17 protein-coding genes are annotated in these 26,254 nt (G+C 65.5%); 14 read left to right on the top strand and 3 right to left on the bottom strand.

All coding sequences use genetic code 11. The annotated features are described in order from the left end of the window. Positions 1 to 2: 2 nt before the first annotated feature. Complete coding sequence (locus ACO056_RS10600) at positions 3 to 320, bottom strand: EthD family reductase (RefSeq protein WP_421846474.1); 318 nt, start codon at positions 318 to 320, stop codon at positions 3 to 5. A gap of 146 nt (positions 321 to 466) precedes the next feature. Between ACO056_RS10600 and ACO056_RS10595 the strand changes: the two genes are divergently transcribed. The 8 genes from ACO056_RS10595 (at position 467) to ACO056_RS10560 (ending at position 13,731) form a co-directional block, all read left to right on the top strand. Continuing rightward, positions 467 to 1,717, top strand: a complete 1,251-nt coding sequence (locus ACO056_RS10595; RefSeq protein ID WP_421846472.1) for a cytochrome P450 — start codon at positions 467 to 469, stop codon at positions 1,715 to 1,717. A gap of 6 nt (positions 1,718 to 1,723) precedes the next feature. Then, positions 1,724 to 3,259, top strand: a complete 1,536-nt coding sequence (locus ACO056_RS10590; RefSeq protein ID WP_421846470.1) for a class I adenylate-forming enzyme family protein — start codon at positions 1,724 to 1,726, stop codon at positions 3,257 to 3,259. Beyond that, on the top strand, positions 3,256 to 4,506 hold the full coding sequence (locus tag ACO056_RS10585; RefSeq protein ID WP_421846468.1) for a thiolase family protein: 1,251 nt from the start codon (positions 3,256 to 3,258) through the stop codon (positions 4,504 to 4,506). Before ACO056_RS10590 ends, ACO056_RS10585 begins: the two co-directional genes overlap by 4 nt. A gap of 98 nt (positions 4,507 to 4,604) precedes the next feature. Beyond that, positions 4,605 to 5,141, top strand: a complete 537-nt coding sequence (locus tag ACO056_RS10580) for a TetR/AcrR family transcriptional regulator (protein WP_421846466.1) — start codon at positions 4,605 to 4,607, stop codon at positions 5,139 to 5,141. A 191-nt stretch (positions 5,142 to 5,332) separates the two neighbouring features. Beyond that, complete coding sequence (locus ACO056_RS10575) at positions 5,333 to 7,420, top strand: PQQ-dependent dehydrogenase, methanol/ethanol family (RefSeq protein WP_421846464.1); 2,088 nt, start codon at positions 5,333 to 5,335, stop codon at positions 7,418 to 7,420. A gap of 266 nt (positions 7,421 to 7,686) precedes the next feature. Beyond that, the gene (locus ACO056_RS10570) at positions 7,687 to 9,999 is read left to right on the top strand and encodes a TonB-dependent receptor (protein ID WP_421846462.1); all 2,313 of its coding nucleotides are present in this window, start codon (positions 7,687 to 7,689) and stop codon (positions 9,997 to 9,999) included. 65 nt (positions 10,000 to 10,064) lie between these two features. After that, positions 10,065 to 11,783, top strand: coding sequence for an amidohydrolase (locus tag ACO056_RS10565; protein ID WP_421846460.1), 1,719 nt, complete (start codon positions 10,065 to 10,067; stop codon positions 11,781 to 11,783). 4 nt (positions 11,784 to 11,787) lie between these two features. Next, a complete protein-coding gene (locus ACO056_RS10560) occupies positions 11,788 to 13,731 on the top strand; it encodes a pyrroloquinoline quinone-dependent dehydrogenase (protein WP_421846458.1) in 1,944 nt (647 codons plus the stop codon). Here ACO056_RS10560 and ACO056_RS10555 read toward each other — a convergent pair. Then, positions 13,718 to 14,737: an AraC family transcriptional regulator gene (locus tag ACO056_RS10555; protein WP_421846456.1), complete on the bottom strand. Its 1,020-nt coding sequence runs from the start codon at positions 14,735 to 14,737 to the stop codon at positions 13,718 to 13,720. The genes ACO056_RS10560 and ACO056_RS10555 overlap by 14 nt on opposite strands. 212 nt (positions 14,738 to 14,949) lie before the next feature. Between ACO056_RS10555 and ACO056_RS10550 the strand changes: the two genes are divergently transcribed. After that, positions 14,950 to 16,668 carry an amidohydrolase gene (locus tag ACO056_RS10550; protein WP_421846454.1) on the top strand — a complete coding sequence of 573 codons (1,719 nt, stop codon included), beginning with the start codon at positions 14,950 to 14,952 and terminating at the stop codon, positions 16,666 to 16,668. Positions 16,669 to 16,673: 5 nt separating this feature from the next. Here ACO056_RS10550 and ACO056_RS10545 read toward each other — a convergent pair whose 3' ends face one another. After that, the gene (locus tag ACO056_RS10545) at positions 16,674 to 17,717 is read right to left on the bottom strand and encodes an HlyD family secretion protein (protein WP_421846452.1); all 1,044 of its coding nucleotides are present in this window, start codon (positions 17,715 to 17,717) and stop codon (positions 16,674 to 16,676) included. 145 nt (positions 17,718 to 17,862) lie between these two features. On the opposite strand from ACO056_RS10545, the gene ACO056_RS10540 reads away from it, so the two are divergent. From ACO056_RS10540 to ACO056_RS10520, 5 genes are all read left to right on the top strand, one after another. Continuing rightward, positions 17,863 to 19,455, top strand: coding sequence for a DHA2 family efflux MFS transporter permease subunit (locus ACO056_RS10540; protein ID WP_421846450.1), 1,593 nt, complete (start codon positions 17,863 to 17,865; stop codon positions 19,453 to 19,455). Between the two features lie 127 nt (positions 19,456 to 19,582). After that, a complete protein-coding gene (locus ACO056_RS10535; RefSeq protein WP_421846448.1) occupies positions 19,583 to 20,170 on the top strand; it encodes a TetR/AcrR family transcriptional regulator in 588 nt (195 codons plus the stop codon). A 358-nt stretch (positions 20,171 to 20,528) separates the two neighbouring features. After that, positions 20,529 to 21,611 (top strand): efflux RND transporter periplasmic adaptor subunit, encoded by a 1,083-nt coding sequence (locus tag ACO056_RS10530; RefSeq protein WP_421846446.1) that lies wholly within the window; start codon positions 20,529 to 20,531, stop codon positions 21,609 to 21,611. Between the two features lie 7 nt (positions 21,612 to 21,618). Further along, complete coding sequence (locus ACO056_RS10525; protein WP_421846444.1) at positions 21,619 to 24,759, top strand: efflux RND transporter permease subunit; 3,141 nt, start codon at positions 21,619 to 21,621, stop codon at positions 24,757 to 24,759. Further along, positions 24,756 to 26,201, top strand: a complete 1,446-nt coding sequence (locus tag ACO056_RS10520) for an efflux transporter outer membrane subunit (protein WP_421846442.1) — start codon at positions 24,756 to 24,758, stop codon at positions 26,199 to 26,201. Before ACO056_RS10525 ends, ACO056_RS10520 begins: the two co-directional genes overlap by 4 nt. Positions 26,202 to 26,254 lie beyond the last annotated feature (53 nt).

The following is a 26,254-nucleotide window of genomic DNA, read 5'->3' as shown; positions in this document are numbered from 1 at the left end:
GCCTAGCCGACGTGGCCGACGGAGGACGTGAGCGTCACCCCGAAGCGCTCGATCATCCCGCCTGCATCGGCACGCAGCGCGAGCCATTCGGGCGTCTGTTCATCACGCTCCATCGCGGCCTTGTCGGCCCAGGTCATGATGGCAAAGCGGTAGGCATCGGCCGGCACGCCCTCAAGCCCTTCGGCGACCAGAATGGTCTCGAGGCTGGTGAGATTGGGCAGAGCCCGCGCGAGAGGCGCGTGCACGTTGGCATAGGCGGTTTCAAAGGCATCCCGGTCTTCGGGCTTCGGCGCCGACCATACGGCAACAAGCTTGAGCATCACATTCTCTCCCGCAGCATTTTGCGCACAATAGCGGCGGGTTCGGCCCGCGCCTTTACGTCTTGGGGGATGCTACCAAACAAGCGATTGCTATGGCAAGGGCCGGGTGATAGCCAAAGCAGGAAATTCGGAGCTTTTCCTGCAATATGCCCACCACGAGTCTGGTCTTCGATCCGCGCGATCCGGACGTCATCCAGCGCCCGCTGGAAACTTTGCTGCGCCTTCAGGCTGAAGACCCGGTGCACTGGTCGCCCCTGCTCAAAGGCTGGGTCCTCACGCGTCATGATGATGTCAAAGCCGTGCAGATGAACAGCGGCGTGACCTCGGACCGGCTCACACCTTTTTTCGAAAGCCAGCAAGGCGAAGAACGCGCGCGGCTGAGCGACCTTATCCGCTATCTGAACACCTGGGTCGTCTTCAAGGATCCGCCCGATCACACCCGGCTGCGCACCTTGCTCAACAAGGTCGTCACGCCCGCCGTAATGCGCGATCTTGAAGAGGGGATCACCGAACTGGCAGACGGCCTGCTCGACCGGATCGCAGCGCGCGGCGATGGCCGTTTCGAATGCATCAGCGAATTTGCCAATCCCCTCCCCGCCACCGTGATCATGGATCTGCTCGGCGTCCCGCGCGAGGATATGGACCGTTTGCGCGACTGGTCGATGCAATTGCAGCCTTTCCTAGGCAATGCCACCGGCACCGGTGACAAGTACGAAACCGGGCGCGCCGGGATCGTCGCGATGGCGGATTACTTCCGCGCTGCCGCAAAGGACCGGCAAGCGCACCCGCGCGGCGATGTGATCTCGCATTTTGTGATGCTGCAGCAGACCGGCCAGATCACCGAGGACGAACTGATCGGTTCGTGCATCCTCTTCCTGTTTGCCGGGCACGAGACGACCACCAACCTCATTGGCAATGGTATCCGCGCGCTGCTGGAAAACCCGGATCAGAAGGCAAGGCTGCTGGCTGACCCTGCGCTTGCCGCAAGCGCTGTGGAGGAAATGCTGCGCTTCGAAGGGCCAACGGGCGCCGTCGTCCGCGTGGTGAAAGAGGCGTTCGAAATGCGCGGCAAAACACTGCAGAAAGGCGACCGGGTCTATGCCATGGTCAATGCCGCCAACCATGATCCAGCCGTATTCGATGCCGCCGCGCGCTTCGATATCGGCCGCTCGCCCAATCGGCACCTCACGTTCAACCACGGTATCCACTTCTGCCTCGGCGCGCCGCTTGCCCGGGCCGAAGCGCGCATCGCGATCAGCCGCCTCTTCGCGCGCTTCCCGAACGTCGCCATGGCGGCCGATACGGTGGAATATATGGACACGCTGACCATGCGCGGAGTGCGCGAAATGCCGATGGTCACGGGGCCAGGGGAGACTGGGCCAAGGTCGAATGGATAGCGCGCGATGATCGAAGCTCCCGCCTTCAGCATGGCCAGCATCTGGGCGACCCACGCGCGCTTTGCGCCGGGCAGGATCGCGGCGATCTGCGGCGAGCGGCAGCTGACCTGGGGCGAGTTCGACCGCGCCACCAGCCGCGTCGCCAATGCCCTGCTTGGCATGGGCACGGCGCATGATGATCCGGTCGCGCTGGTCATGACCAATTCGCTCGAAATGCTCGAAGTGATGTTCGGCATCGTGCGCGCAGGTGCCTGCATGGTGCCGATCAGCGGTCTGCTGACCGGCACGCAGATCACAACGATGATGGCCGACAGCGGCGCGAAGACGGTATTCGTCTCCGCCGCAAACCGCGCGCTGGTCGAGGCGGCAGATTTGCCCGCCGGTGCGAAACGTATCGCAATCGGCTTTACCGGCGAAGGCTGGGAAGCAGGCGATGCCCTGCTCGCCGCCGCGCCCGATAGCGATCCCGGCGTACAAAGCCGCCCGGAAGACCGCTTCAATATCATCTACAGCTCCGGCACCACGGGCCTGCCAAAGGGCATCGTGCAGAGCCACGGCGCGCGCACGCATTTCGCGTGGTCGAATGCGCTCGAGCTCGGCATGACCCGCGATACCGTCGCCCTCGTCACCACCGCGCTCTACTCGAACGGCACGATGTTCATGGTGCTGCCGCCGCTGCTGCTGGGCGCCACCGTGGTCATCATGGAGCAGTTCAGCCCGGCCGGTGCGCTCGCGCTGATCGAGCGGCACCGCGTGACGCACGCGTTCATGGTGCCGACCCAGTGCATCGTCACGCTCGACGACCCGGCACTGGGCCAGCACGATCTCTCCAGCCTCAAGGCGCTGCTGTCTGCCGGGTCCTCGCTCCGGCCCGATACGCGAGAGGCGGTAATCGCGCGAATGACCCCGCATGTTTACGAGCTCTACGGCTTCAGCGAAGGCTTCGCGACGATGCGGGGGCCCGGCGACACGCCATCGCGGCCCGGCGCTGTCGGCCGCCCGGTGCTCGGCTTCGACATGCGCATCGTGGGCGCCGACGACCATGAATGCGCTCGCGGCGAAGTTGGTGAAATCGTCGGGCGCGGGCTGGGCATGATGGCGGGCTATCACAACCGGCCCGACCTCGACGCCGCGATCCTGTGGCGCGATGCGGCAGGCGAAGCATACCTGCGCAGCGGCGATCTGGGCTATCTCGACGAAGAAGGGTTTCTCCACATCGTCGATCGCAAGAAGGACATGATCCTTTCAGGCGGCTTCAATATCTTCCCCGCCGATCTCGAAGCCGTGATCGGCGAGCATCCTGCAGTGCAGGACGTGACGGTGATCGGCATTCCACACCCCAAATGGGGAGAAACGCCGCTCGCCCTTGTCATTCCGCGAGGAGAGCCCGATCCCGATGGCCTGCTTGAGTGGGCAAACGCCCGGCTGGCGCGCACGCAGCGGCTGGCGGGTCTGGAACTGAGGGCGGCGTTCCCGCGCAATGCCCTGGGCAAAGTGCTGAAGCGCGAACTGCGCGCACCGTGGTGGGATCAAGCCAGATGACAGACGCCTATATCGTCGGCAGCTATTCGAGCAGCTTCGGCAAGTTCCCCGATCGCAGCTTCAAGGACCTTACGCGCGAGGTCTATCTCGGCGTGCTCGCCGATGCCGGCCTCGCCAATGGCAACGATATCGGCATGGCGTGGTTCGGCAATTGCGGCATGTGGACCGACGGGCAAGGCAGCATCCGGGGGCAGGTCTGCCTCACCCCGCTGGTGCGTGAGGGGCTGTTTCCGGAACGGGTGCCGGTCATCAATGTCGAAGGCGGCTGCGCAACCGCATCGATCGCACTCCACGGCGCGTGGAAGGACGTGCTGAGCGGCCAGACCGATCTCAGCATTGCCTTCGGTGTCGAGAAGACCTTCAACCCCGGGGCGCCCGAGCGCACAATGGCGCTGTTTGACGGCGGCATCGATCAGTACGACCGGGAGGAATGGCTTACCTACTACGCGGCGGCGGGTGAAGCAGCCGGTAAGCCGTTTGAACCCGGCCCGGGCCGGACTATCTTCATGGACACTTATGCCATGCAGGCCGCGTGGCACATGCGCACTTACGGCACGACCGACCGCCAGATCGCCATTGCCTGCGCCAAGAACCACACCGCTTCGGTGCATAATCCCAAGGCGCAATACCGCTTTGCCCTCACGCCCGAGGATGTCCTCGCAGACCGGCCGATCAGTTGGCCGCTCACCCGTGCGATGTGTGCGCCCATCGGTGACGGCGCGGCGGCCGCGCTGGTCTGCTCGGGCGCATGGCTGGCGCGCCAGCCCGCCGCCGTCCGCGCGCGGGCGGTGCGGATTGCGGCGAGCACGATGACGGCAGGCAAGTATCGCCGGCTTGATGAGCCCGGGCTTTCGCAGCTCGCCGCCCGGCGCGCCTACAAGGCCGCCGGGCTGACCGCTTCGGACATCGACCTTGCCGAAGTGCACGATGCGACTTCGTTCTGCGAACTCTACCAATCGGAAATGCTCGGCTTCTGCGGCATCGGCGAGGGCGGCAGGTTCGCCGAAAGCGGTGCGACTGCGCTCGGCGGCTCGATCCCGATCAACCTCTCTGGCGGCCTTGTCAGCAAGGGGCACCCCGTTGGCGCGACCGGGCTTTCGATGATCGACGAACTGATGCTGCAACTTCGCGGGGAAGCCGGCGCGCGGCAGGTCAGCGGCGCACGCACCGCGCTGGCCGAAAATGGCGGAGGGGTCATGGGTTTCGACGAGGCGGCCTGTTCGGTTATCATTTTGCAGCGCGATTGAGCGGATTGAGGCAAGCACTAGTGAGTCTAGACACGAAAGCCCGGATTAAAGCGCCGCCGAAAGCCGAAGCGCGTGGGGGCGAGAGCCGGCGCGAGGCCTTGCTTGATACGGCAGCGGCGATGTTCGCGGCCAAGGGGTATGACGGCACCTCGATCCGCGACATTGCCGGTGCCGTCGGCATGCTGCCCGGTTCGTTGTATTACCATTTCAAATCAAAGGAAGAGCTGCTTCTCGCGGTCTACCACAAGGGCGTGGCGCGGTTCGAGGAGGCCATCGCCGAGGCGCTTTGCCATACCACCAACGAACCGTGGCAAGCGATCGAAGCCGCCTGCGCCGCGCATCTTTCCACCCTGCTCGATGGCGGCGATTATGCGCGGATCGTCAGCCCGGAATTCATGCGCTCGTTTCCCCCGGCAATTCTCGCCACACTGAACGCCGAACGCGACCGTTACGAGCGCCATTTCGAGAAGCTGATCGCGGCGCTGCCGCTCGCTCCACAGACCGATCGCTGGCTGTTCAAGGTCGCGCTGTTCGGCAGCCTGAACTGGTCGCAGACCTGGTACCGCAAGGGCCGCTACACACCCGGCGATATTGCCGAAGCATTCATTGCGATGCTGCGGCAAAGGGAAGCATGATACTGCCAGTCAGGCACTTAGAAAAAGGCCGAAAAAGCCAGAAAAATGGCCAGCAGGATCATCGCACTGATGCGCTGCATATGGTGCAATCAGGCATGGCGGTTCAAACTGCCGATAAACAAGGACCCGGAAGCGCCGGGCCGCGAGGAGAGGGTAAGACTATGCGCATTTCCTTTATGCGAAAGCTTGGCTTGGCGTCATCACTGGCGCTAGCGGCAGGAGCCGTCGCGGTGCCGGGAGCGATGGCGACGGTGACCGAGGCCATGCTGCGGTCCGTGCCGGGTGCCGAGTGGCTGACCTACGGCGGCGACTATGCCGAGCAGCGCTTCTCGCCGCTCACGATGGTGAACGAATACAATGTCGGCCAGCTCGGCCTTGCCTGGTACGCCGATATGGACACCGCGCGCGGCCAGGAAGCGACGCCGCTGGTGCATGACGGGGTGCTCTATGTCACCACGGCCTGGTCGATGGTGAAAGCCTACGACGCCAGAACCGGCAAGCCGCTCTGGGCTTACGATCCCAAGGTGCCGCGCGATACGCTGTACCGGGCCTGCTGCGATGCTGTGAACCGCGGCGTGGCGCTCTATGGCGACAAGCTCTTTGTGGCAGCGCTCGATGGGCGTCTCATCGCGCTGGATCAGAAGACCGGCTCCGTCCTCTGGGCAAAGACGGTGGTGCCCAACCAGACTGACTACACGATCACCGGCGCGCCGCGCATAGTGAAGGGCCGCGTGCTGATCGGCGCGGCAGGTTCGGAGTACAAGGCGCGCGGCTATCTCGCGGCCTACGATCCGGAAACCGGCAAGGAGGTCTGGCGCTTCAACACCGTACCGGGCGATCCGGCCAAGGGCTTCGGCGCCGAAGGCATCAACAAGGCGGCGCACGAGGCGGCGGCCAAGACCTGGGGCAACAAGTGGTGGGAACTGGGCGGTGGCGGCACCGTGTGGGATTCGATCACCTACGATCCCGAGACCAATCTCGTGCTCTTCGGCACCGGCAATGCCGAGCCGTGGAACCCGGCAGCGAACGGGCGTGAGGGAGACAGCCTCTACACCTCCTCGATCGTGGCGGTGAACGCTGACACCGGCCAATATGCCTGGCATTATCAAGAGACGCCGGAAGACCGCTGGGACTTCGATTCCGACCAGCAGATCACCATCGCGGACGTGAACATCGGCGGCGAGAAGCGCCACGTTGCCATGCACGCACCCAAGAACGGGCATGTCTATGTGCTCGACGTGAAGACCGGCAAGTTCATTTCCGGGACGCCGTGGGTGCCCGTCAACTGGGCAACCGGCCTCGATCCGGAAACCGGTCGTCCGAACGTCAATCCCGACGCCCGCTATGAGAAAACCGGCAAGGCTTTCGTCAGCCTCCCCGGCGCGGTTGGCGCGCATAGCTGGCAGCCGCAGAGCTACAGCCCCAAGACCGGCTATCTCTACATCCCGACCAACCTTGCCGGCTGGCCCTACCTTGCGGCCAAGGACTGGAAGCCGACCTCGATCGGCTGGAAGATCGGCATGGATGGCTATGCGGTGTCGATGCCGGCCAACCTCAAGATCCAGGAAGGCGCCAAGGCGGCGACCAAGGGCCAGTTGGTCGCGTGGGACGTCGCGAACAAGAAGGCCGCGTGGAAGATCGATCTGGTCGGCCCCTCGAACGGCGGCGTGCTTTCGACTGCGGGCAATCTCGTGTTCCAGGGCACTTCAAGCGGCGATTTCGTGGCCTATACCGCCGACAAGGGCGAGAAGCTGTGGTCGTTCCCCGCACAGAGCGGCATCATCGCCGCACCGATGACTTATGCGATCGGCGGTGAGCAGTATGTCGCGATCCTCGTCGGCTGGGGCGGTGTGTGGGACGTCGCCACCGGTGTGCTCGCGAACAAGGGCGGTGCCGGACGCAATATCAGCCGTCTGCTGGTGTTCAAGCTCGGCGCATCAGGCCAGCTGCCTGCGCCGCCGCCGATGAACCAGATGGTCCTCGATCCGCCGCCCTTCACCGGCACGGTAGCGCAGGCGACACACGGCGGGCAGCTTTACGGCCGCTATTGCGCCATGTGCCACGGCGATGCCGCAATCTCCGGAAGCCTCAACCCCGACTTGCGCCACTCTGGCGTGATCGGCTCGGCCGAGGCCGTGAAGGCGATCGTGATCGGCGGCCAACTACACCAGATGGGCATGGTCTCGTTCAAGTCGGCGCTGAAGCCGGATGATGCCGAGGCCATCCGGATGTATATCATCAAGCGCGCCAACGAGGACAAGGCTCTGGCGCAGCGCTGAACATCGGCAGCCCAATGGGGAGAGCCGTCAGCCCGGTGCTGACGGCTCTCCTGTTCGGCCTTCGCGCCCAGGCAACTCCCCCGGCGCGACCTTGGCAAATGTGGCCAACCCATCCCTGCGCCGCCCAGAATGTGCCCTATCTGGCAAGCGCGCGGCATGTTGTCCGTTCCGGTCAACGGCAATCCTGCCCCAACCCATAGCTTCCTCCCCGACAGGGCCGTGCGGCAAACATGCCGGCGGCCGCCATTTCAGGGGAGTCACAGACAATGAGCAGCCGCAGCGCACACCTTCTGGCTGGCAGTACGGCACTTGCCATGCTTTTCGTCGCCCAGTCCGCCGCAGCTCAGTCTGCCGCTCCGCAGGCCGACACAGCAGCTGCGGACAACCAGAACGGCGGTGAGATCATCGTCACAGCCACCCGCAAGAGTGAGAGCATCAACAAGGTTCCGCTGAGCGTCAGCGCCCTCTCGCGCGAGGCGCTCGACAGCCGCGGCATCCGCAATTTCAGCGACGTGATCCGCCAGACCCCGGGCGTCAGCTTCGAGAAATCGAACACCACGACGAACATCGCCATACGCGGCGTCAATTCCTCGGTTGGCGCAGCAACCACCGGCATCTACATCGACGACGTGCCGATCCAGATCCGCCAGCTCGGCTATGGCGGCGGCAACGCTTATCCGGTGGTGTTCGACCTCGACCGCGTCGAAGTGCTGCGCGGCCCGCAAGGCACTCTCTTCGGCGCCGGTTCGGAAGGCGGCACCGTGCGCTTCATCACCCAGCAGCCCGGGCTCGACACGCTCAAGGTCTATGCCCGCACCGAAGGCAGCGCCACCCAGCACGGCGCGGCCAACGGTGAAGGCGGCGTATCGATCAGCGCGCCGCTCATCCCGGGCAAGCTCGGTCTCGTCGCCAGCGGCTACTACCGCCGCGACGGCGGCTATGTCGATCGGATCAGCTCGTTCACCAGCAAGGTCGTGCAAAAGAACGCCAACTCGGCCGATAGCTATGTCGCCCGCATCGCGCTCACCTGGCAGCCAGTCGACAACGTCAAGATAACGCCGGCCGTGTTCTATCAGAACGTCAAGACCGGAGACAGCGGCGAGAGCTGGGAGAAGTATTCGGACTACGACAAGCACGTCTTCATCAACGCCAACCAGCTGGCCGAAACGAGCAAGGACCGCTTCACCCTCGCCTCGCTCAATGTCAGCGTCGGGCTCGGCGCTGTCGATGTGATTGCGGTCGGTTCCTACTTCGATCGCAAGCAGTCCTTCGTGCAGGACTATACCAACTTCGACCAGACGCTGTTTACCGGCGTCAATGCCCTGCCCTTCTTCCCCCAGCAGAATGCGCCGTCGGACTTCCTTGTCGCGCAGAAGAACTGGACCGGCGAGCTGCGGCTGCAATCAAGCAATGCCTCCAGCCCGCTGACCTGGGTGCTCGGCGGGTTCTACAGCCACGCGCAGCAGACCTCGATCCAGATCGTGACCGACCCCTATCTGCCGGTCTACCTGTTCGGCGGCGAGGCCCCGGTTCCGGGTTACTCGGTCTATGATCAAAATGCGGTATCGACGGACGAGCAAGCAGCCCTGTTCGGTCAGGTTACCTACAAGCTCACCGACCGGATCTCGGTGCTGGCGGGCCTGCGCTACAGCCACACCGTCTTCACCATCAAGGACATCGCGCAAGGGTTCGTCGTCGGCCCGCTGGTGGATGACCGCGGCCGCCAGAGCGAAAATCCGATTACGCCCAAGTTCGGTCTGAACTTCCAGGTCACGCCCGATACGCTGATCTATGGCTCAGCCTCGCGCGGTTTCCGCGTCGGCGGCTACAACCCGCAAGTCGGCACCTTCTGCGGTCCGGAGCTTGCGAGCATCGGTTATCCCAATGGCCGCCCGACCAACTTCAAGTCGGACTCGGTGTGGAGCTACGAACTGGGCGTGAAGAGCAAGTTCGGCGGGCGCGGCAGCGTGCAGGCGAGCGTCTACCAGATCGACTGGAGCGACATCCAGCAGGCCGTGGCGCTCAACAGCTGCGGCTTCCAGTTCACGTCCAACCTCGGCAAGGCGCGCAGCCGCGGTTTCGACTTGCAGGTCGAAGTGCACCCGACCGACCGCCTGACCCTGCAGGCCGAAGTCGGCTATGTCGATGCGAAGTTCCTCGACACGATCAAGGGCGGCCCGACCGCGGCGGCGCCGTTCGTCAGCAAGGGTGATGCCGTGCTCGGCGCGCCGTGGACGGCCTCGTTCCACGCGCAGTACGATTTCGACGCATTCCGCGCGAAGGGCGGTTATGTCCGCTCCGACTTCGACTACCGCTCGAAGCAGAGCAAGCTGCCGCCTTACCTCAACCCTGCGAACGGCGCGATCGACACTGCTCTGACGCTTCCCCCAGCCGTCGCGTTCTGGTCGGCGCGGCTCGGCGTCAAGCCCGGCAATTTCGATATCTCGCTTTTCGTCAACAACATCCTCGACAAGTCCACCTGGACCCGGCGCGAGCGGGCGCAGAACCCGTTCGAGTTCTTCCGCCGCGAAACGCTACGGCCGCGCACCTTCGGCCTGACCGCATCGTACCGTTACTGATGAGCCGTGCGCGCCGATCCGCCTCGAAGGCGGGCGGCGCAAACGGACCCTGGGAGAATGCCGCAATGACATCCATGCGCCGCGGCCTTGGCCGATTCCTTTCCGCCGCAGGCATTGTCCTTGCGGCCTGCGCCCTGCCCCCTGCAGCAGAGGCGGCGCCAAAGCCCGCGCTGCGCTTCATCAACGGACATATCTACACCCCGCAGGGCTGGCGCAGCGCGATGGACGTGCGCGGGACGCGGATCGAGCGGATCGGCACGCGGGCCGAGGCGGGCAAGTGGCCACGCGGCGGCGCAAAAGTGATCGACCTCAAGGGCCGGACCGTGTTTCCGGGCCTCTACGACATGCACATCCACCCCGTGCTTCAGGCCAAGGGCGATGAAGGGCGTTGCCGCATTCCGCAGGATGCCGGCCCGCAGCGCCTGCTCGAGTTGGTGGCGGCCTGCGTCAAGGCGGCCAAGCCCGGTGAATGGGTCAGCGGCGGGCAATGGCAGTCCTCGCTGCTGGCTGGCACTCCGATCACGGCCGCGACTCTCGATGCCGTATCGCCCGATAATCCCGTCATGCTCTTCGATGTCAGCGGCCACAGCGTCTGGGCCAATTCGCGCGCACTGGCCACAGCGGGGATCGACCGCAGCACAGCCAACCCGGAAGGCGGGATCATCGAGCGTGACAGCGCCGGAAACCCCACTGGCGTGCTGCGCGAGACGGCGAGCCGGCTTATCAGCATGAAAGTGCCGCCCCAGCCTCTTGCCGAAACCGAACGGCAATTGACCGCGCACCTTGCCATGCTCGCTGGCTTCGGTGTCGTCGGTTATGTCGAGGCAATGGCCTACCGCGACGATCTCACGGTCTATGCGGCGTTGGCCGACAAGGGCGTGCTCAAGCAGCGGGTTCAGGCCTGCATCGCCTATTCTGAATCAGGGCGCCCCAATCCGGAGTTCGAACGGACGCTGGCGGATCGCAAGCAGTTCGCAAGGCCCACGTTCAACCCCGATTGCGTCAAGGTTTTCGCCGATGGCGTGCCCACCGAAAGCCATACAGGCGCGATGCTGGCGGACTACCAGGCAGGCCAGCCCAATGCCCCGGCGCGCGGCCTCCTGCTGTTCGATCCGCCAGCAATGGCGGCAAACGTGACCCGGTGGGACAAGCTGGGCGTGACGGTTCTGTTCCACGCCGCGGGAGACCGCGCGGTCCGCGCCGCGCTCGATGCGATCGAGGCAGCGCGCAAGGCCAATGGCATGGGCGGCCCGATCCATCAGGTCGGCCATTCCACGTTCGTCGACCCGGCAGACATGCCGCGCTTCAAGGCGCTCAACGCGGCGGTCGAGTATTCCCCCTATCTGTGGGATCCGCAGCCGATCAACGATGACATCACCAGTGCCGTCGGCAGCCCCCGCATCGACCGCGTCTGGCCGATCCGCGAAGGGTTCGAGGCGGGCGCACTGGTCATTGCCGGTTCGGACTGGGCGGTGGTCCCGGTGCCGAACCCGTGGATCGGGATCGAAACCGCCGTCACCCGGCGCAACCCCGGCGGCAGCGCGCGCAGCTATGGCCTCAAGGAGGCGATCACCCTCCCCCAGGCCGTGACCATGTTCAGCATCGATGCCGCAAAGCGCATGGGCATGGGCCGCAAGGCCGGTTCGCTCGAAGTCGGCAAGGTGGCCGATTTCCTCGTGCTTGACCGTGATCCTTTCGCCATTCCCGTCACGCAAATCCATGATACCCGCGTGCTCGAAACGTGGATCGGCGGCGAGCAAGTGTTCGCGCGGCCGAAGGGCTGATCAGATGCGGCCGGCCCTTGCGATTGCCCTGCTTGCGCTCGCCGCTGCGGCGTGTCGGCCCGCGCCGGATCCGGCGGCGCTGCGCGCCAGCCCGCAGGTGGCCAGTGTCGAAGCCGATGCGGCGGGCTGGCCAAGCTATGGCGGGCAGGCCTCGTCGACCAAGTATTCGGCTCTCGACCAGATCAATCTCAAGTCAGTGCGCAATCTGCGGGTGGCGTGGACATGGCACTCGGGCGAAATCGCGCCGGGCAGCGCGGATGTCGATGTGACCGTTGGCGAGATGACACCGATCTATGCCAATGCCCGGCTCTATGGCTGCACCCCGTTCGGCCGCGCGGTGGCGCTCGATCCTGCTTCGGGCCGCGAGCTGTGGTCATTCGATCCGCACAAGCCCCGCAGCGGCAACATGTACCACGAAAACTACTGCCGCGGTGTCGCCTACTGGCAGGCCGATAGCGCCGAGGCCCGCGCGCAGACTTGCGGCAAGCGCATTCTCTATGCCGCGCAGAACGCGGTGCTTCACGCGCTCGACGCGGATACCGGCCGTGCCTGCACCGGGTTCGGCGCGGGCGGCCATGTCGATCTCGCCGCGCTCGATTACAAGGGCGAAGGCAAACCGGCCAACACCTCGCCGCCCGCCGTCTGGGGCAATGTCGTCGCGCTCGGCACTGCGGTGCAGGACAACATGTACCGCAATTCGCTCGACGGCATCGTGCGGGGCTTCGATGTGGTGACGGGCAAGGAAGTCTGGAACTGGAACCCGATCCCGGATGATCTCTCCGCCGTGACCGGCGCAGCGAACGCATGGGCTCCGCTTTCGGTCGATGCCAAGCGCGGCTGGCTGTTCCTGCCCACTGGCAGCGCAAGCTGGGATACGCTCGGCGTGAACCGGATCGGCCGCATTCCCGATGCCAATGCCGTGGTCGCGCTCGATATGCGCACCGGGCGCAAGGTGTGGTCCTATCAGACCGTGCACCACGATCTGTGGGACTACGACCTTCCCGCCGCGCCCACGCTCGCCACGATCGACCATCGGGGACGCCCGGTCGAAGCGGTGATTCAGGGCACCAAGACCGGCAATATTTTCGTGCTCGATCGCCAGACCGGCCAGCCGCTGTTTCCGGTGAAAGAGCGCCCCGTGCCGCGCAGCGACATGCCGGGCGAACAAGCGGCCCTCACCCAGCCCATGCCCGTCCTGCCGAGGCCCGTGACCTCGCAGTTGCTCAAGGCTGATGATGCATGGGGCCTGCTGTGGTTCGATACGGCGGCCTGCCGCACGCGCATTCGCCAGCTGCGCAACGAAGGCCCGTTCACTCCGCCCGGTATCAGGGGCTCGCTGCTTCACCCCAGCTTCCTCGGCGGCACCAACTGGGGCGGTGTGGCCTATGATCCCACCACCGGCCTCGCGGTGGTCAATTCCTCGAACCTCGCCGCTTCAGTCCGGCTCGTGCCGCGCGCGAAGTTCGATGCCAAGCGCGATCTGCACCCCGGAGTCTCGTACTACGAGATGCAAGGCTCGCCCTATGTGATGCTGCGCGAGGTGCTGATGTCGCCGCTTGGTGCGCCGTGCAATCCGCCGCCCTGGGGCCAGCTCACCGCCATCGACATGAAGACCGGACTTACGCGTTGGCAAGTGCCGTTCGGCCGCTTGCAGCTTTCGACCGGGCTGCTCACGCCGACAAGCTGGGGTGCGCCCAACCAGGGCGGGCCGATCGTCACGCGCGGCGGCCTCGTGTTCATCGGGGCCAGTCTCGATAGCCAGCTGCGCGCCTTCGATATCCAGACCGGACGGCAAGTCTGGAATGCCCCCGTCCCTGCACCGGCCACGGCGACACCGATGACCTTCCGCCATAGCGATGGACGCCAGTATGTCGTCGTCTCGGCGGGCGGTCATGGCGGCTTCGGCACGCGCCTCAGCGATGCCATGGTCGCGTTTACCCTGCCTTGATACCTTCGCCCTTGCGATAGCGCTGCGGCGTCGTACCGAAATGGCGGCCGAAACAGCGGACGAAGCTGGAACTTTCGGCAAAGCCCACCGCCAGCGCAATATCGCCAATATCCCGCTGGCTTTGCCGCAAGAGCCGCGCCGCGGCGTGCATGCGCCGGTCGCTCACGAGATCGCGCCAGCGCAGTCCTTCCGCGCGCAGCCTTCGGCTCAACGTCGCTGCCGAAACGCCCATTACGGCAGCCACATCCTCCAGGCTGGGCGTCCGATCCAGCGGGCTATCTTCCAGTGCGCGCACGATCTCCTTGTGCGACCGCGCGCGCCGCGTGCTCTCCGCGATCCGCCGCCGCAAGTGCTCCTCGACAATCGGGTAGAGTTCGGGATCGATCACCGGACTGGCGCGATCGAGGAACTGCTCCTCAAAGGAAAACGCATTGGTCTCCTGATCGAAGAACACCTCGCAGCGGAAAAACTCCCGGTACACCCGCTCGTCACCCTGGCAGGCATGTTCGAAGCGCACCTCGATCAGCTCGAAATCGCCGCCGACATAGTTGCGGCACATGTTGTGCATCAATGCGATCGAAAACTCGGCGTCCTGCCGCCGCGCCAGCAGCGTCTGATCGGTGATCATGTATTCGAACGTCGCGATCCCGGCATGGGTGGAAAACCGGTTGCGTACCGCGTCCTGGATCGCTGCGAGATAGGCGTCGAAGCCAATGAAGGCGGCCCGCAGCGAAGGCGCACTCAGGAACAGAAAGCCCAACGCACCCAGACTGTTGAGCGCGCCGAGCCGCCCCGCCTGCAGTCCGAGGTAGGGATTGTCGGCAAGCTCGGCGGCCATTTCCAGAAAGTCGAGAAAATCGGCCAACGACATGACCGCCCTGGCATTGTCCAGATCATCGCGCCTCAGGCTCAACCGCGCGAGAATCGGCTCGGGATCGCAGCCGACCAGATCGAGGCAGTTTGCCACATGGCGCAGCACGAGCACCGAGATGGTCGGCCTCAGCACGGGGGGCCACTTCCGGGCTGGTTCATGATCGGTGGTACCGGCGGCACGCATACCCCCTTGCATCCATTGCGGAGCGACCATCCATGCCGCGGCGGCCAGTTTCAATGGCGCGGCGCCAGTTTGGCCGCATCGGCCAAGCCGGTCAGGCCGCGGGCCCTGCCTATTGCGGCAGAGGTCGGGGCAAAGGCCCCTTCACGGAGGAACCGCAAGTCATGAGCCGCGCCAGCCTGTTCACCGCCTCGCTTGTCGCACTTGGCGCCGCCTGCGGCCCGGCCAGGGCCCAGCCTGTGCCGATCACTCTGGTGTTCGAACACGGCACCGTGCTCACCCCGGCGGGCGCGGCGCAGGCTCTGGCGGTGGCGGGCGACACGATCGTCGCAGTCGGCACCGATGCCGAGATCGAGGCCATCGCCCCGCCTGCCGCGCGCAAGGTCGATCTTGCCGGGCGCACGATCATGCCCGGACTTTACGACATGCACGTCCACACCTATTTCGCCGGGCGCGACAAGCTTTCCTGCCGCTTCGCGCAAGGCGCCGGAGCGCAGGCCATCGTCCTCGCCGTCAAGGCCTGCGCGGCCAAGGCCAAGCCCGGTGAATGGATCATCGGCGGCAGCTGGGTCGGCGCCGCGTTCAAGCCGGGCGAGCAGCACCGCCGCCTGCTCGATGCCGCCGCACCGAACAACCCCGTCATGCTCAACGATGAGAGCCTGCACAGCGTCTGGGTCAACTCGAGGGTCCTCGCCATAGCCGGGATCACCGGCGCCACGAGGGATACGTCCGGAAGCGTGATAGACCGTGATGCCAAGGGCGAACCCACCGGCGTGCTGCGCGAAGTCGCCGCGCGGGACATAGAGCGTTTCATCCCCAAGGTCTCCGCCGAAGACCAGATGACCGCGATCAAGGTCGCGACCGACGAGATGCTGTCCTACGGCATCGTCGGCTTCACCGATGCCGCCGTGCGGCGCGAGATGATCGAGGGCCTGTCCGGCTACGCCCGCTCCGGCGGGCTCAAGCAATATGCGCGCGGCTGCATCGTCTGGGGGCCCAATTCGGGCGGCAGCGAGGGCCTGATCGCGCAGCGTCAGGGGTGGAGCACGGGGCGCCTCAAGTTCGATTGTGTGAAGATGTTCCTCGACGGCGTACCGCTCGAGGGCCGCACCGCCGTGATGCTCGCGCCCTATGAACACCGCGGCGGCCCGCACGACGATCAGGGGCCGGGCGAAGGACATGGCCTCAAGCTCATCCCCGGGGACACGCTGTTCCCCGCCGTCACCGCGTTCGACCGGCAGGGCATTCAGGTCAAGTTCCACGCCGCGGGCGACGGCGCGGTGCGCGAGGCGGTCGAGGCCATTGCCGCCGCGCGCAAGGCCAATGGCGATAGCGGCCCGCACCACGAGATCGGCCACAACACCTTCATCGCCGTGGCTGACGTGCCCAAAGGCCGCGAGCTTCATTTCACATGGGAACTCTCGCCCTACATCTGGTGGCCGACCCCGATCACCTCTGTCGATATCGCCAAGGCCGTGGGGCCGGAGCGGATGAAGCGCCTCTGGCCCATGCGTGATGCCCTCGATAGCGGGGCCAACGTGGTCGTGGGATCGGACTGGCCGGTCGTGCCCTCCGTCAACCCGTGGATCGCCTTTGAAACGCTGGTCACGCGGCAGGTGCCGGGCGCTACCGGCGATCCCATCAATGCCGGGCAGCGCATCACGCGGGAGGAGGCCATGGCGCTCCTCACCCGCAATGGCGCGGCGGAAATGGGCCGGCTCGATCGCGGCGGCACGCTGGAGCCGGGCAAACTTGCCGATCTCATCATTCTCGATCGCAATCCGCTGACCGTGCCGGTCGGCGAGATTCACGCAACCAAGGTGCTGGCAACCTACATCGCGGGCGAGCAGGTCTTTGCCGTGCCTGAAGGAACGGCGCGCTAGGGCTTTTATCCAGCCACGCGCACCGTTGCAGTGGCGGATAGGCCGGGGCGCAGGTTCGCAAGGCCCGGTTGCCCGGCATCGAGCCTGATGCGCACCGGCACGCGCTGGACGATCTTGGTGTAATTGCCGGTGCCCGGCTCGAAGGGCAGCAGCGCAAAAGTGGAAGCTGAGCCCGGCGCGAGGCTCTCGACCGTCCCGCTCAGGCTCTCGCTGCCAAGTGCATCGATGCTGACCCTGGCAGGCTGGCCGGCGTGCATGTGCCGGGTCTGCGTTTCCTTGAAATTGGCCGTGACGTAGATCGTGTCCAGCGGAACCAGCGTGAGCGCGCGCGTGCCCGGCTGCACATAGTCGCCCACGCGCACTTGCCGATTGGCGACGACACCGGCAATCGGTGCGGTGATCACCGCGTGGCGCAAGTCTTGCCCCGCCAGATCGGCCGCCGCGCGGGCCTTCTCCTTGCCGGCTTCGGCGCGGGCCAGCGCCGCGAGCAGATCGGCACGGCGCGCGTGCGTCACCGCCGCCTGACGCTGCGCGACGACAAGGTCTGCCTGCGCGCGCGCCTTTGCCTGCTGCGCGCCGATCGCGGCGGTGCGATAACTTTCGGCCTCCCGCACGGCGACAGCACCAGTTGCAGCCAGCGCGCCAAAGCGCCGTTCATCGGCCTGAGCCTGACCGTTGCTGGCCTCGCTTGCGCGAATGGCAGTGGTAGCCGCAAGGGTCTGCGCAGCGGCAAGTGCCTCTTCATCCTGCTGGCGCGCAAGTGCGGCACGCGCGGACGCCACTTCTGCATCGGCCAAAGCCAGATCGGCAGCAGCACCGGCAGCGCGCGCGGCAAATTCCTCCGCATCAATGCGCAAGAGCGGCTGCCCCGCCTGCACCGGCTGGTTTTCACGCACCAGCACAGCGCTGACAAAACCCTTCACCCGCGGCGCGACAGTGGTTGAATCAGCCGTAAGGTATGCGTCCTCGGTGGTCTGGCTGGATGGCTCGGCAAGGATCCACGCCGCACCGAGCCCTGCCACGATCAGCGCCGTGCCGGCCGCAAGCACGCCCCGCCCAATGCGCGAAGACCTCGCGGGCGGCGTTTCCAAAGCGGGGTCTGCGCTGCTTGTCGACATGGGGGATCGGCTCTTGTTGAAATTATGATCATCATATATATGACCTACCTCATATGTCCAGAGGCGCCCTCCCCGAATGATTCCTGCGCGGATCCTTGCAAGCGGCGAAGATTGGTCGGCCAATCCGACCGCCATGCCAGCGCGCCGCAAGTTCCTGATCTTCGGGCTGATGGCGTTCGGGCAGTTTCTGGCGCTGTTCGACATCCAGATCGTCTCCGCCTCGCAGCGCGAACTTGCCGCAGGGCTTTCGGCCGGCGCCGACGAGGTGAGCTGGGTGCAGACAGCCTATCTCATGGCCGAACTCGTGATGATCCCGCTTTCGGGCTTTCTCGCCCGCGCGCTTTCCACCCGCTGGCTGTTCGTGGGTTCGGCTGCGCTGTTCACGCTGTTCAGTCTGCTGTGCGGGCTGTCGTGGTCGATCGGATCAATGGTGGCGTTCCGGGCGCTGCAGGGGTTTACCGGCGGGGCCATGGTGCCACTGGTCTTCGCGGTCGGCTACACTCTGTTTGAGGGCAAGCAGCGCGCAATGATCCCGGCGATCCTTGGCACTGTCGGCGTGCTGGCCCCGGCGCTGGGACCTTCGGCGGGCGGCCTCATCACCGACGTACTCGATTGGCGCTGGCTGTTCTTCGTGAATGTGCTGCCAGGCTTTGTGGTCGCGACTTCATGCGCCGTCCTGCTGCGGATCGACCACGCGAGCCCCGCCCTGCTGCGCCGGATTGATTGGGCACACCTCGGCGCCATGGCGGTGTTCCTCGGCGCGCTGGAATATGTGCTCGAGGAAGGGCCCCGGCACGATTGGCTTGGCGACGACAAGATCGCGATTGCCGCCTGGGCTTCGCTCGTGGGATTTGCCCTGTTTGTTGAGCGGGCGGTATTCTCCCCCACGCCGATTGTGAGCCTGCGTCCGTTCCGGCGCCCCATCTTTGCCTTTGCCTGCCTGTTCAATCTGGTGATCGGGTTCGGTCTCTATTCCTCGATCTATCTCGTGCCGGTCTATCTTGCCCAGGTGCGCGGGTTCAGCGCGCTGCAGATCGGGCAGACCATCTTCGTGGTCGGGATCGCGCAACTCGCATCAACGGTCGTCGCCGCCTCGCTGGCGATGCGGATCGACTTGCGCTGGATGATCGCGGTGGGTCTCTCGCTGTTTGCGCTCAGCCTGTGGATGACCTCGGGCATGACCAGCGAGTGGGGCTTTGCTGAACTGCTCTTGCCGCAGCTGGTGCGCGGGTTTGCGCTGATGCTGTGCATCGTGCCATCGGTGAACATGGCGCTTCAGGGGGTGCCGCCGCAAGACCTTGGCGCGGCATCGGGCCTGTTCAATCTCATGCGCAATCTGGGCGGCGCAATCGGCATCGCGGTGGTCAACAGCTGGCTTCAGGACGACACGCACATCGCCGCCGCAAGGCTCTCGGAATCGCTCGGGCATTCGGGCCACGCTGCAGCGGAACTCGTCAACGCGCTTGCCGCCCGGGCCGGGCCAGACAGCGCCCACGGCGCGCTCATGGCGCAGGCTCTGCTCGGCCGCTTGATCGGACGCGAGGCGCTGACGATCGGATTCGACGAGGTGTTTCGCATCATGGCGTGGATGTTCGTCGTAGCGCTCGTGCTGGTGCCGTTCTGCAAGATCGATCGCGGTGCCCCGCCCCCGGCCGATGCAGCACATTGAAGGAGCATGACGATGCGAATTGCAGCCATCCGGATTGCGCCGACGCCGCCTTTGGCCTCCGCTGCCCCGCCGGTATATGCCGTAGCACCGGCGATGGGCGGCGGGTATGCGAGGAGAGCTGAGCGACATGGCTGACAAGAGCGCCCACAAGGCCAAAGTCCGCGCCCGCATTCTCGACGAGGCCGCACGCGCCTTGCGCAGTAGTGGCACCGAGGGCCTCAGCGTGTCCAATCTGATGCAGCGCGCCGGCCTGACGCATGGCGGCTTTTATGCGCACTTCGAGAACCGGGACGATCTGGTGGTTCATGCCGTTGATCGCATGTTCGAGGACAGCACCAAGCTCTGGGCAAAGCATCTTTCGGGGGACACAAAAGCCCCGGATCCAGCCGGCTTGGTCGACGCCTATCTCTCGGAAAGTGCCATGCGCCGCCATGATCGGGGTTGCCCCCTGCCCTGGCTGTCGGGCGAAGTGCTGCGCATGCCGCCCGCTGCCCGGACGCGTTTTCAATCCGGTATCGCTGCAATGCGCGCCGCCTTTGCGAGGGTCCTGAAGGCGTCCGGGCACAGCCCCGAAGCCGCCGAAGCCGTGGCAGCTTCGGTCGTCGCGGAAATGGTTGGCGCCATGGCACTGGCGCGCGCGATGGGCGAAGGCGACGATGCCGTTGCCATGCTGGCGGTCTCGCGCGAGGCGATCAAGAGGCGCCTTGCGCTGTAGAACCTGATCCGGGCGCAGGGGATCGAAGCTTTAGCGGCTTCATCCGGCGATCGTGTTGCTTGCGCTGCTGATACAAGTTGGGAGATTGCGCGCCCTCCAAAAAAAGGTGATGGTACAATGGGAACGCCGGGTCTGCCGGCGGGTTTTCGCCTGTGCGGACCCGCCGCGCATTGGAGTGCGCGCCATGGTCGATTGCAAGTAAGAAAGGCGCCGCTCCAACGTGATACCCGGACATTGGCGGACCACGGTTTCGGCCAGCCACCCTGCGGGCCGCAATGGCTCCTTTCGCCTCGCAGTTTGCTCCGCATTGAGCTTCAGCGCTCTCCTCGCCGGATGCTCGGGGCAGCCTGCAAAGCGTATGCCGCCCACGCCTGAAGCAGGCTATGTCGTCGTACGCGAGGAAGCGGTGGCGCTCCCGATCGTACTGGCAGGCCGCACTGCGGCGTATGAAGTATCCGAAGTCCGGCCACAGGTTTCGGGCGTGATCCGCGAAAGGCTGTTTACCGAAGGTACGCTGGTCCGCGCCGGGCAGACGCTCTACCAGATCGACCCCAGCCTCTACCGCGCCGCTGCGGCGCAGGCCGAAGCCAATCTCGCCAGCGCGAACGCGGCGCGCAGCTCGGCTGCCCAGAAGGCAGAACGGCTGCGGCCGCTGGCCGACATCGAAGCTGTGAGCAAGCAGGACTACACCGACGCGCTTGCCGCTTCGCGTCAGGCAGCCGCCAGTGTCGCGCAATCGCGCGCGCAGCTCGATACCGCGCAGATCAACTTGCGCTTCACGCGCGTGCCCGCACCGATCACCGGGCGGATCGGCCGCTCGCTCGCCACCACTGGCGCGCTGGTGACCGCAAACCAGGCCGACCCGCTCACCACGATCCAGCGGCTCGATCCGATCTATGTCGATATCCAGCAATCAAGCGTGGATCTGCTCAAACTGCGCCGCTCGCTCGCATCGGGCACGACCTCGCCGTCGTCGGCGGCCGTCAGCCTCACGCTCGAGGATGGCAGCAGCTATGGCTATACCGGCACGCTCCAGTTTGCCGAAGCGATGGTCGATCCCACGACCGGAACAGTGACCTTGCGCGCGCGCTTTCCCAATCCCGCCGGCCTCCTGCTTCCCGGCATGTACGTGCGCGCGGTGCTCTCGCAGGCGACGGTCGCGCGCGGCATGCTCGTGCCGCAAGCGGGCGTTTCGCGTGATGCGCGGGGTGTCGCCACAGTCATGCTCGTCGGCCCCGCCAACACCGCAAAGCGGGCCAGCATCACGGCCGAGCAGACCATCGGAGACAAGTGGCTGGTAACCGCCGGGCTGAAGCCGGGCGACCGGGTGATTGTCGAAGGACTGGGCAAGATCAAGCCCGACGGCAAGATCGTACCGGTACCGGCCGGTTCAAGGCCGGCGGCAGGCCGCGCCCCCTCCGCGCGTTCGCCAAAGCCCTGATCGAGGCATGATCTCCCGCATCTTCATCGACCGTCCGATCTTTGCGTGGGTGATCGCGATCGTCATCATGCTGGGCGGCCTTGGCGCGGTCTACACCCTGCCGATCGAGCAATATCCCGATATCGCGCCGCCAGCGGTCAACATCCGCGCGAACTATCCCGGCGCTTCGGCGGAAACGCTCGAATCCAGCGTCACCCAGATCATCGAGCAACAGCTGACCGGCATCGATGGCCTGCTCTATTTCACCTCGTCGTCGAGCTCATCCGGCTCGGCTGCGATCACCGCAACCTTCAGAAAGGGCATCAACCCGGACATTGCGCAAGTGCAGGTCCAGAACAAGGTGCAGCAAGCCCTGGCCCGCCTTCCGCAGCAGGTCCAGCAGCAAGGGCTGACAGTCACCAAGGCCAGTTCGGACTTCCTGATGATCGTCTCGGTCTACGATTCGACCGACCAGGTGACCAACAACGACGTCTCGGACTTCCTCGTCTCGAACCTGCAGGACCGGATCGGGCGGATTGATGGCGTAGGCGATGTCAGCGTGTTCGGATCGCAGTATGCGATGCGGATCTGGCTCGATCCCTTCAAGCTGGCCGCAGTCGGCCTCATGCCCTCAGACGTGACAATCGCGATCCAGGCGCAGAACACGCAGGTTGCGGCGGGCCAGATCGGCGCCCCGCCCTCCTCCGAAGAGCAGCGTCTGACCGCCACGGTCACGGCGCGCTCGCGGCTGACCACGCCCGAGGAATTCCGCAAGATCGTGCTCAAGACCAAAAGCGACGGATCGCGCGTGCTGCTGCAGGACGTGGCGCGGATCGAACTGGGCGCGGAAAACTACAGCATCGTCAGCCGGTTCAACGGCCACCCCGCCGCTGGCCTTGCCGTGCAGCTCGCGCCGGGTGCGGACGCGCTCAAGACAGCCGAGCTGGTCAAGGCCGAAGTCCAGGCCCAATCCGCGACCTTCCCCGAGGGCTTCAAGTTCGCCTACCCGGTCGATAGCACGACTTTCATCCGCCTCTCGGTCGAAGAAGTCGTCAAGACCCTGTTCGAGGCCATCGTCCTGGTGGTCATCGTAATGTTTGTCTTCCTGCAGAGCTGGAAGGCGACGCTGATCCCCGCCATCGCGGTGCCGGTCGTGCTGCTGGGCACGTTCGGCGTGCTGGCCATCGCGGGCTTCAGCATCAACACGTTGACGCTGTTCGGCATGGTGCTTTCGATCGGCCTCCTCGTCGACGATGCGATCGTGGTGGTCGAGAATGTCGAACGGGTGATGGATGAGGACCCCGATATCTCCGCGCACGATGCCACGATCAAGTCGATGGGCGAGATCCAGACAGCGCTCATCGCGATTGCACTCGTGCTTTCGGCGGTGTTCCTGCCCATGGCGTTTTTCGGCGGTTCGGTTGGCGTCATCTACAAGCAGTTTTCGATCACCATCGTCGCCTCCATGGCGCTTTCGGTCGTGGTCGCGCTGGTGTTGACGCCGGCGCTCACCTCGACCTTGCTGAAACGTCCCGATGCCTCAGCGAAACCCCGGAGCGGCATCGGCGGATGGGCTGCGCAGCAGGGCGAGCGCTTCAACGCATGGTTCGCCCGGACATCGGATCGCTACCGGGAACGCGTTGCGAAAACGATCGCCCGCTCGGGGCAGGCGATGGCTGCTTATGCCGCGATCGTCGGCCTGCTGGTGCTGGTGTTCAACTTCCTCCCCTCCAGCTTCCTGCCGGTCGAGGATCAAGGCCGCGCGCAGCTTCAGTATACGCTGCCGCCGGGCGCGACGCTGCCGCGCACCGAGGCTGTTGCCAAGATCATTCAGGACTACTTCCACACAGCGATGCGCGACGGGGTCGAGGCGGTCTATACCGTGTCTGGCCAGGGCGGCGGCGGTGGCGGCGGGCAGAATGCCGGGCGCGGCTTCATCCTGCTGAAACCGTGGGACCAGCGCACGGGAAGCGCGCTGAGCTCCGATGCGATCACCAAGCGCGCGACCGGCGAACTGGGCAAGCAACTGCGCGACGCCGAATTCTTTGCGCTGGCACCGCCAGCCGTCCGCGGCCTGGGCCAGTCGAACGGTTTCACGATGCAATTCCTCAACACCGGGGGCCTCAGCCGCGCGGACTTCAAGGCCCGGCGCGATGCCCTGCTGCAGGACGCACAAAGCGATCCCGCGCTTGCCGCTGTCCGCCTCGGCGCGCTCGAGGACAATCCGACGCTTGCCGTCACGCTGGACGACGAGAAAATCGGCGCGCTGGGGCTGACATCCGCGCAAGTAGACCAGACGCTCGCCACCGCGTGGGGCGGCACTTACGTGAATGATTTCATCGACCGCGGCCGGGTCAAGCGCGTCTATGTCCAGGGTGACGCACCCTATCGCAGCCGGCCGGAAGACCTTGCCAACTGGTTCGTGCGCGGCAGCACGGGGACCATGGCGCCCTTCTCTTCCTTCGCGAAAGTGAGCTGGGGTCAGGCACCCTCGAACCTTTCCCGCTTCAACGCGACGCCGGCGTACCAGATCCAGGGACAGGCCGCGCCCGGGCACAGTTCGGGCGAGGCGATGAACGCGATTGCCGCGCTGGCGGCAAAGCAAGCCGGAACGTCGGTGGCATGGTCGGATCTGTCCTATCAGGAGCGACTGTCAGGCAATCAGGCTCCGTTCCTGTATGCGATCTCGCTGCTCGTCGTGTTCCTGTGCCTCGCCGCGCTTTATGAAAGCTGGTCGATCCCCTTCGCAGTCATGCTCGTGATCCCGGTCGGCCTGCTTGGCGCAGCGCTGGCGGTTTGGCTGCGCGGACTGGACAATGACGTGTTCTTCCAGGTCGGCTTGCTGACCACCATGGGTCTTTCGGCCAAGAACGCGATCCTCATCATCGAATTTGCCGAACAGGCCCAAAAGTCAGGCAAATCGGCGGTGGATGCCGCGCTCGAAGCGGCACGGCTGCGGCTGCGTCCAATCGTCATGACCAGCCTTGCCTTCATCTTCGGCGTACTCCCCCTCGCGCTTTCGACTGGCGCGGGGGCCAGGAGCCGGGTCGAGATCGGCACCGCCGTGATGGGCGGCATGTTGACGGCAACCGCGCTGGCGATCTTCTTCGTACCGCTGTTCTTCGTGCTCGTGCGCCGGACATTCAGCCGAAAGCACAAACCCGCATGAAGCGCGCCGCTCCGCTCCTGCTGATCGCATCGCTTGCGGGCACGCTCGGCGCATGCAGCCTGCAGCCAAAATACGTGCGGCCCCTGCCGGCTGTTCCAGCAGGCTGGCGCATCGCCGATCCGGCTCTGCTGGCGAGCGAGACCGATCTCGCCTCACTCAGCTACCGCGCGATCTTTCGCGAGCCCCGGCTGCAAGCACTGATCGGGCGCAGCCTTGACCACAGCCAGAACCTCAAGGCGGCTCTTGCCAACGTTACCGCCGCGCGCGCCTTGTACCGCGTTCAGCGAGCCGCGCTGCTCCCCGCGATCAACGGCTCGGCTGCCGCCAGCGTGAGCGAGAGCGGCAACGGCAATGCCGGCGTGAATGGCGGCGCAACCAGCGGTGGTCAGCGTGAGAACTACAGCGTCAACCTCGGCGCATCGGCTTTCGAACTCGATCTCTTCGGACGGCTGCGCAGCCTGAGCGACGCGCAGCTGAACGCCTATCTTGCCACCGAACAAGCAGCGCGCGCGACGCGGCTGACCCTCGCCGCCGACATCGCCGACGCCTACTTCACTCTCGCGGCCGACCGCAGCCTGCTGGCCATCGCCAAGCAGACCGCCGCCAGCGCGCAGCGCAGCGTGGCGCTCACGAGCGCGCGCCTGAAGGGTGGCATCGCCCCCCGCACCGATCTGCGACAGGCCGAAACGATCGAGGCCACGGCGCGTTCCGATGTGGCCAACCTCACCACGATTGTGGAGCAGGATCGCAACGCACTCGAACTCCTGATTGGCGGGCCGGTTACCGATGCCGATCTGCCCGGCGCGATCGAGAGCGTGGACGATCAGGTCGGGCCGGTTCCGGTCGGGATTTCCTCCAGCATCCTGCTGCGCCGCCCGGACGTGGTGGAGGCCGAATACCAGCTGCGCGCCGCCAATGCCCGCATCGGTGCTGCGCGCGCAGCCTTCTTCCCGCGCATTTCGCTGACATCCGTGGGCGGCCTTGCCAGTTCGGCGCTGTCCGGGCTCTTCACCGGCGGCGCGTTCGCTTATAACGCCGGGGCTTCGGCGAGCGTTCCGATCTTCGCCGGAGGGGCCAACAGCGGCAATCTCGCGGCCGCACGCGCACAGGCCGAGGCCGCAACAGCAACTTACCAGCGCGCGATCCAGCTCGCCTTTCGCGACGTCTCCGATGCCCTTGCGCGCCGGGCAACGATTGCCGATCAGATCGCCGCGCAAACAGCGCTCGAGGCAGCAGCGCGCGACACCGCCTTTCTCACCGGCGAGCGGTATCGCGGCGGCGTGGCCTCCTTTCTCGAGAGCCTCGATGCGCAGCGGGCGCTTTATGCCTCCGAGCGCTCGCTGATCAACGCGAGGCTCTTGCGGGCCAGCAACATGGTCGCGCTCTACCGCGCGCTGGGCGGCGATGATTTTTCCGGAGCGCGACCCGCTTCGCAGCCGTGAATTTCTGCAGCACCGCAGGGTGGGTTCCGTTTCACCGTTGCCTGCCGGCTGTG

The sequence above is a fragment of the Novosphingobium sp. genome, assembly GCF_965228995.1.
GTDB lineage: Bacteria > Pseudomonadota > Alphaproteobacteria > Sphingomonadales > Sphingomonadaceae > Novosphingobium.
The sequence above is the reverse complement of the archived record's forward strand: the minus strand, read 5'-3'. Positions and strand labels throughout refer to the sequence as shown.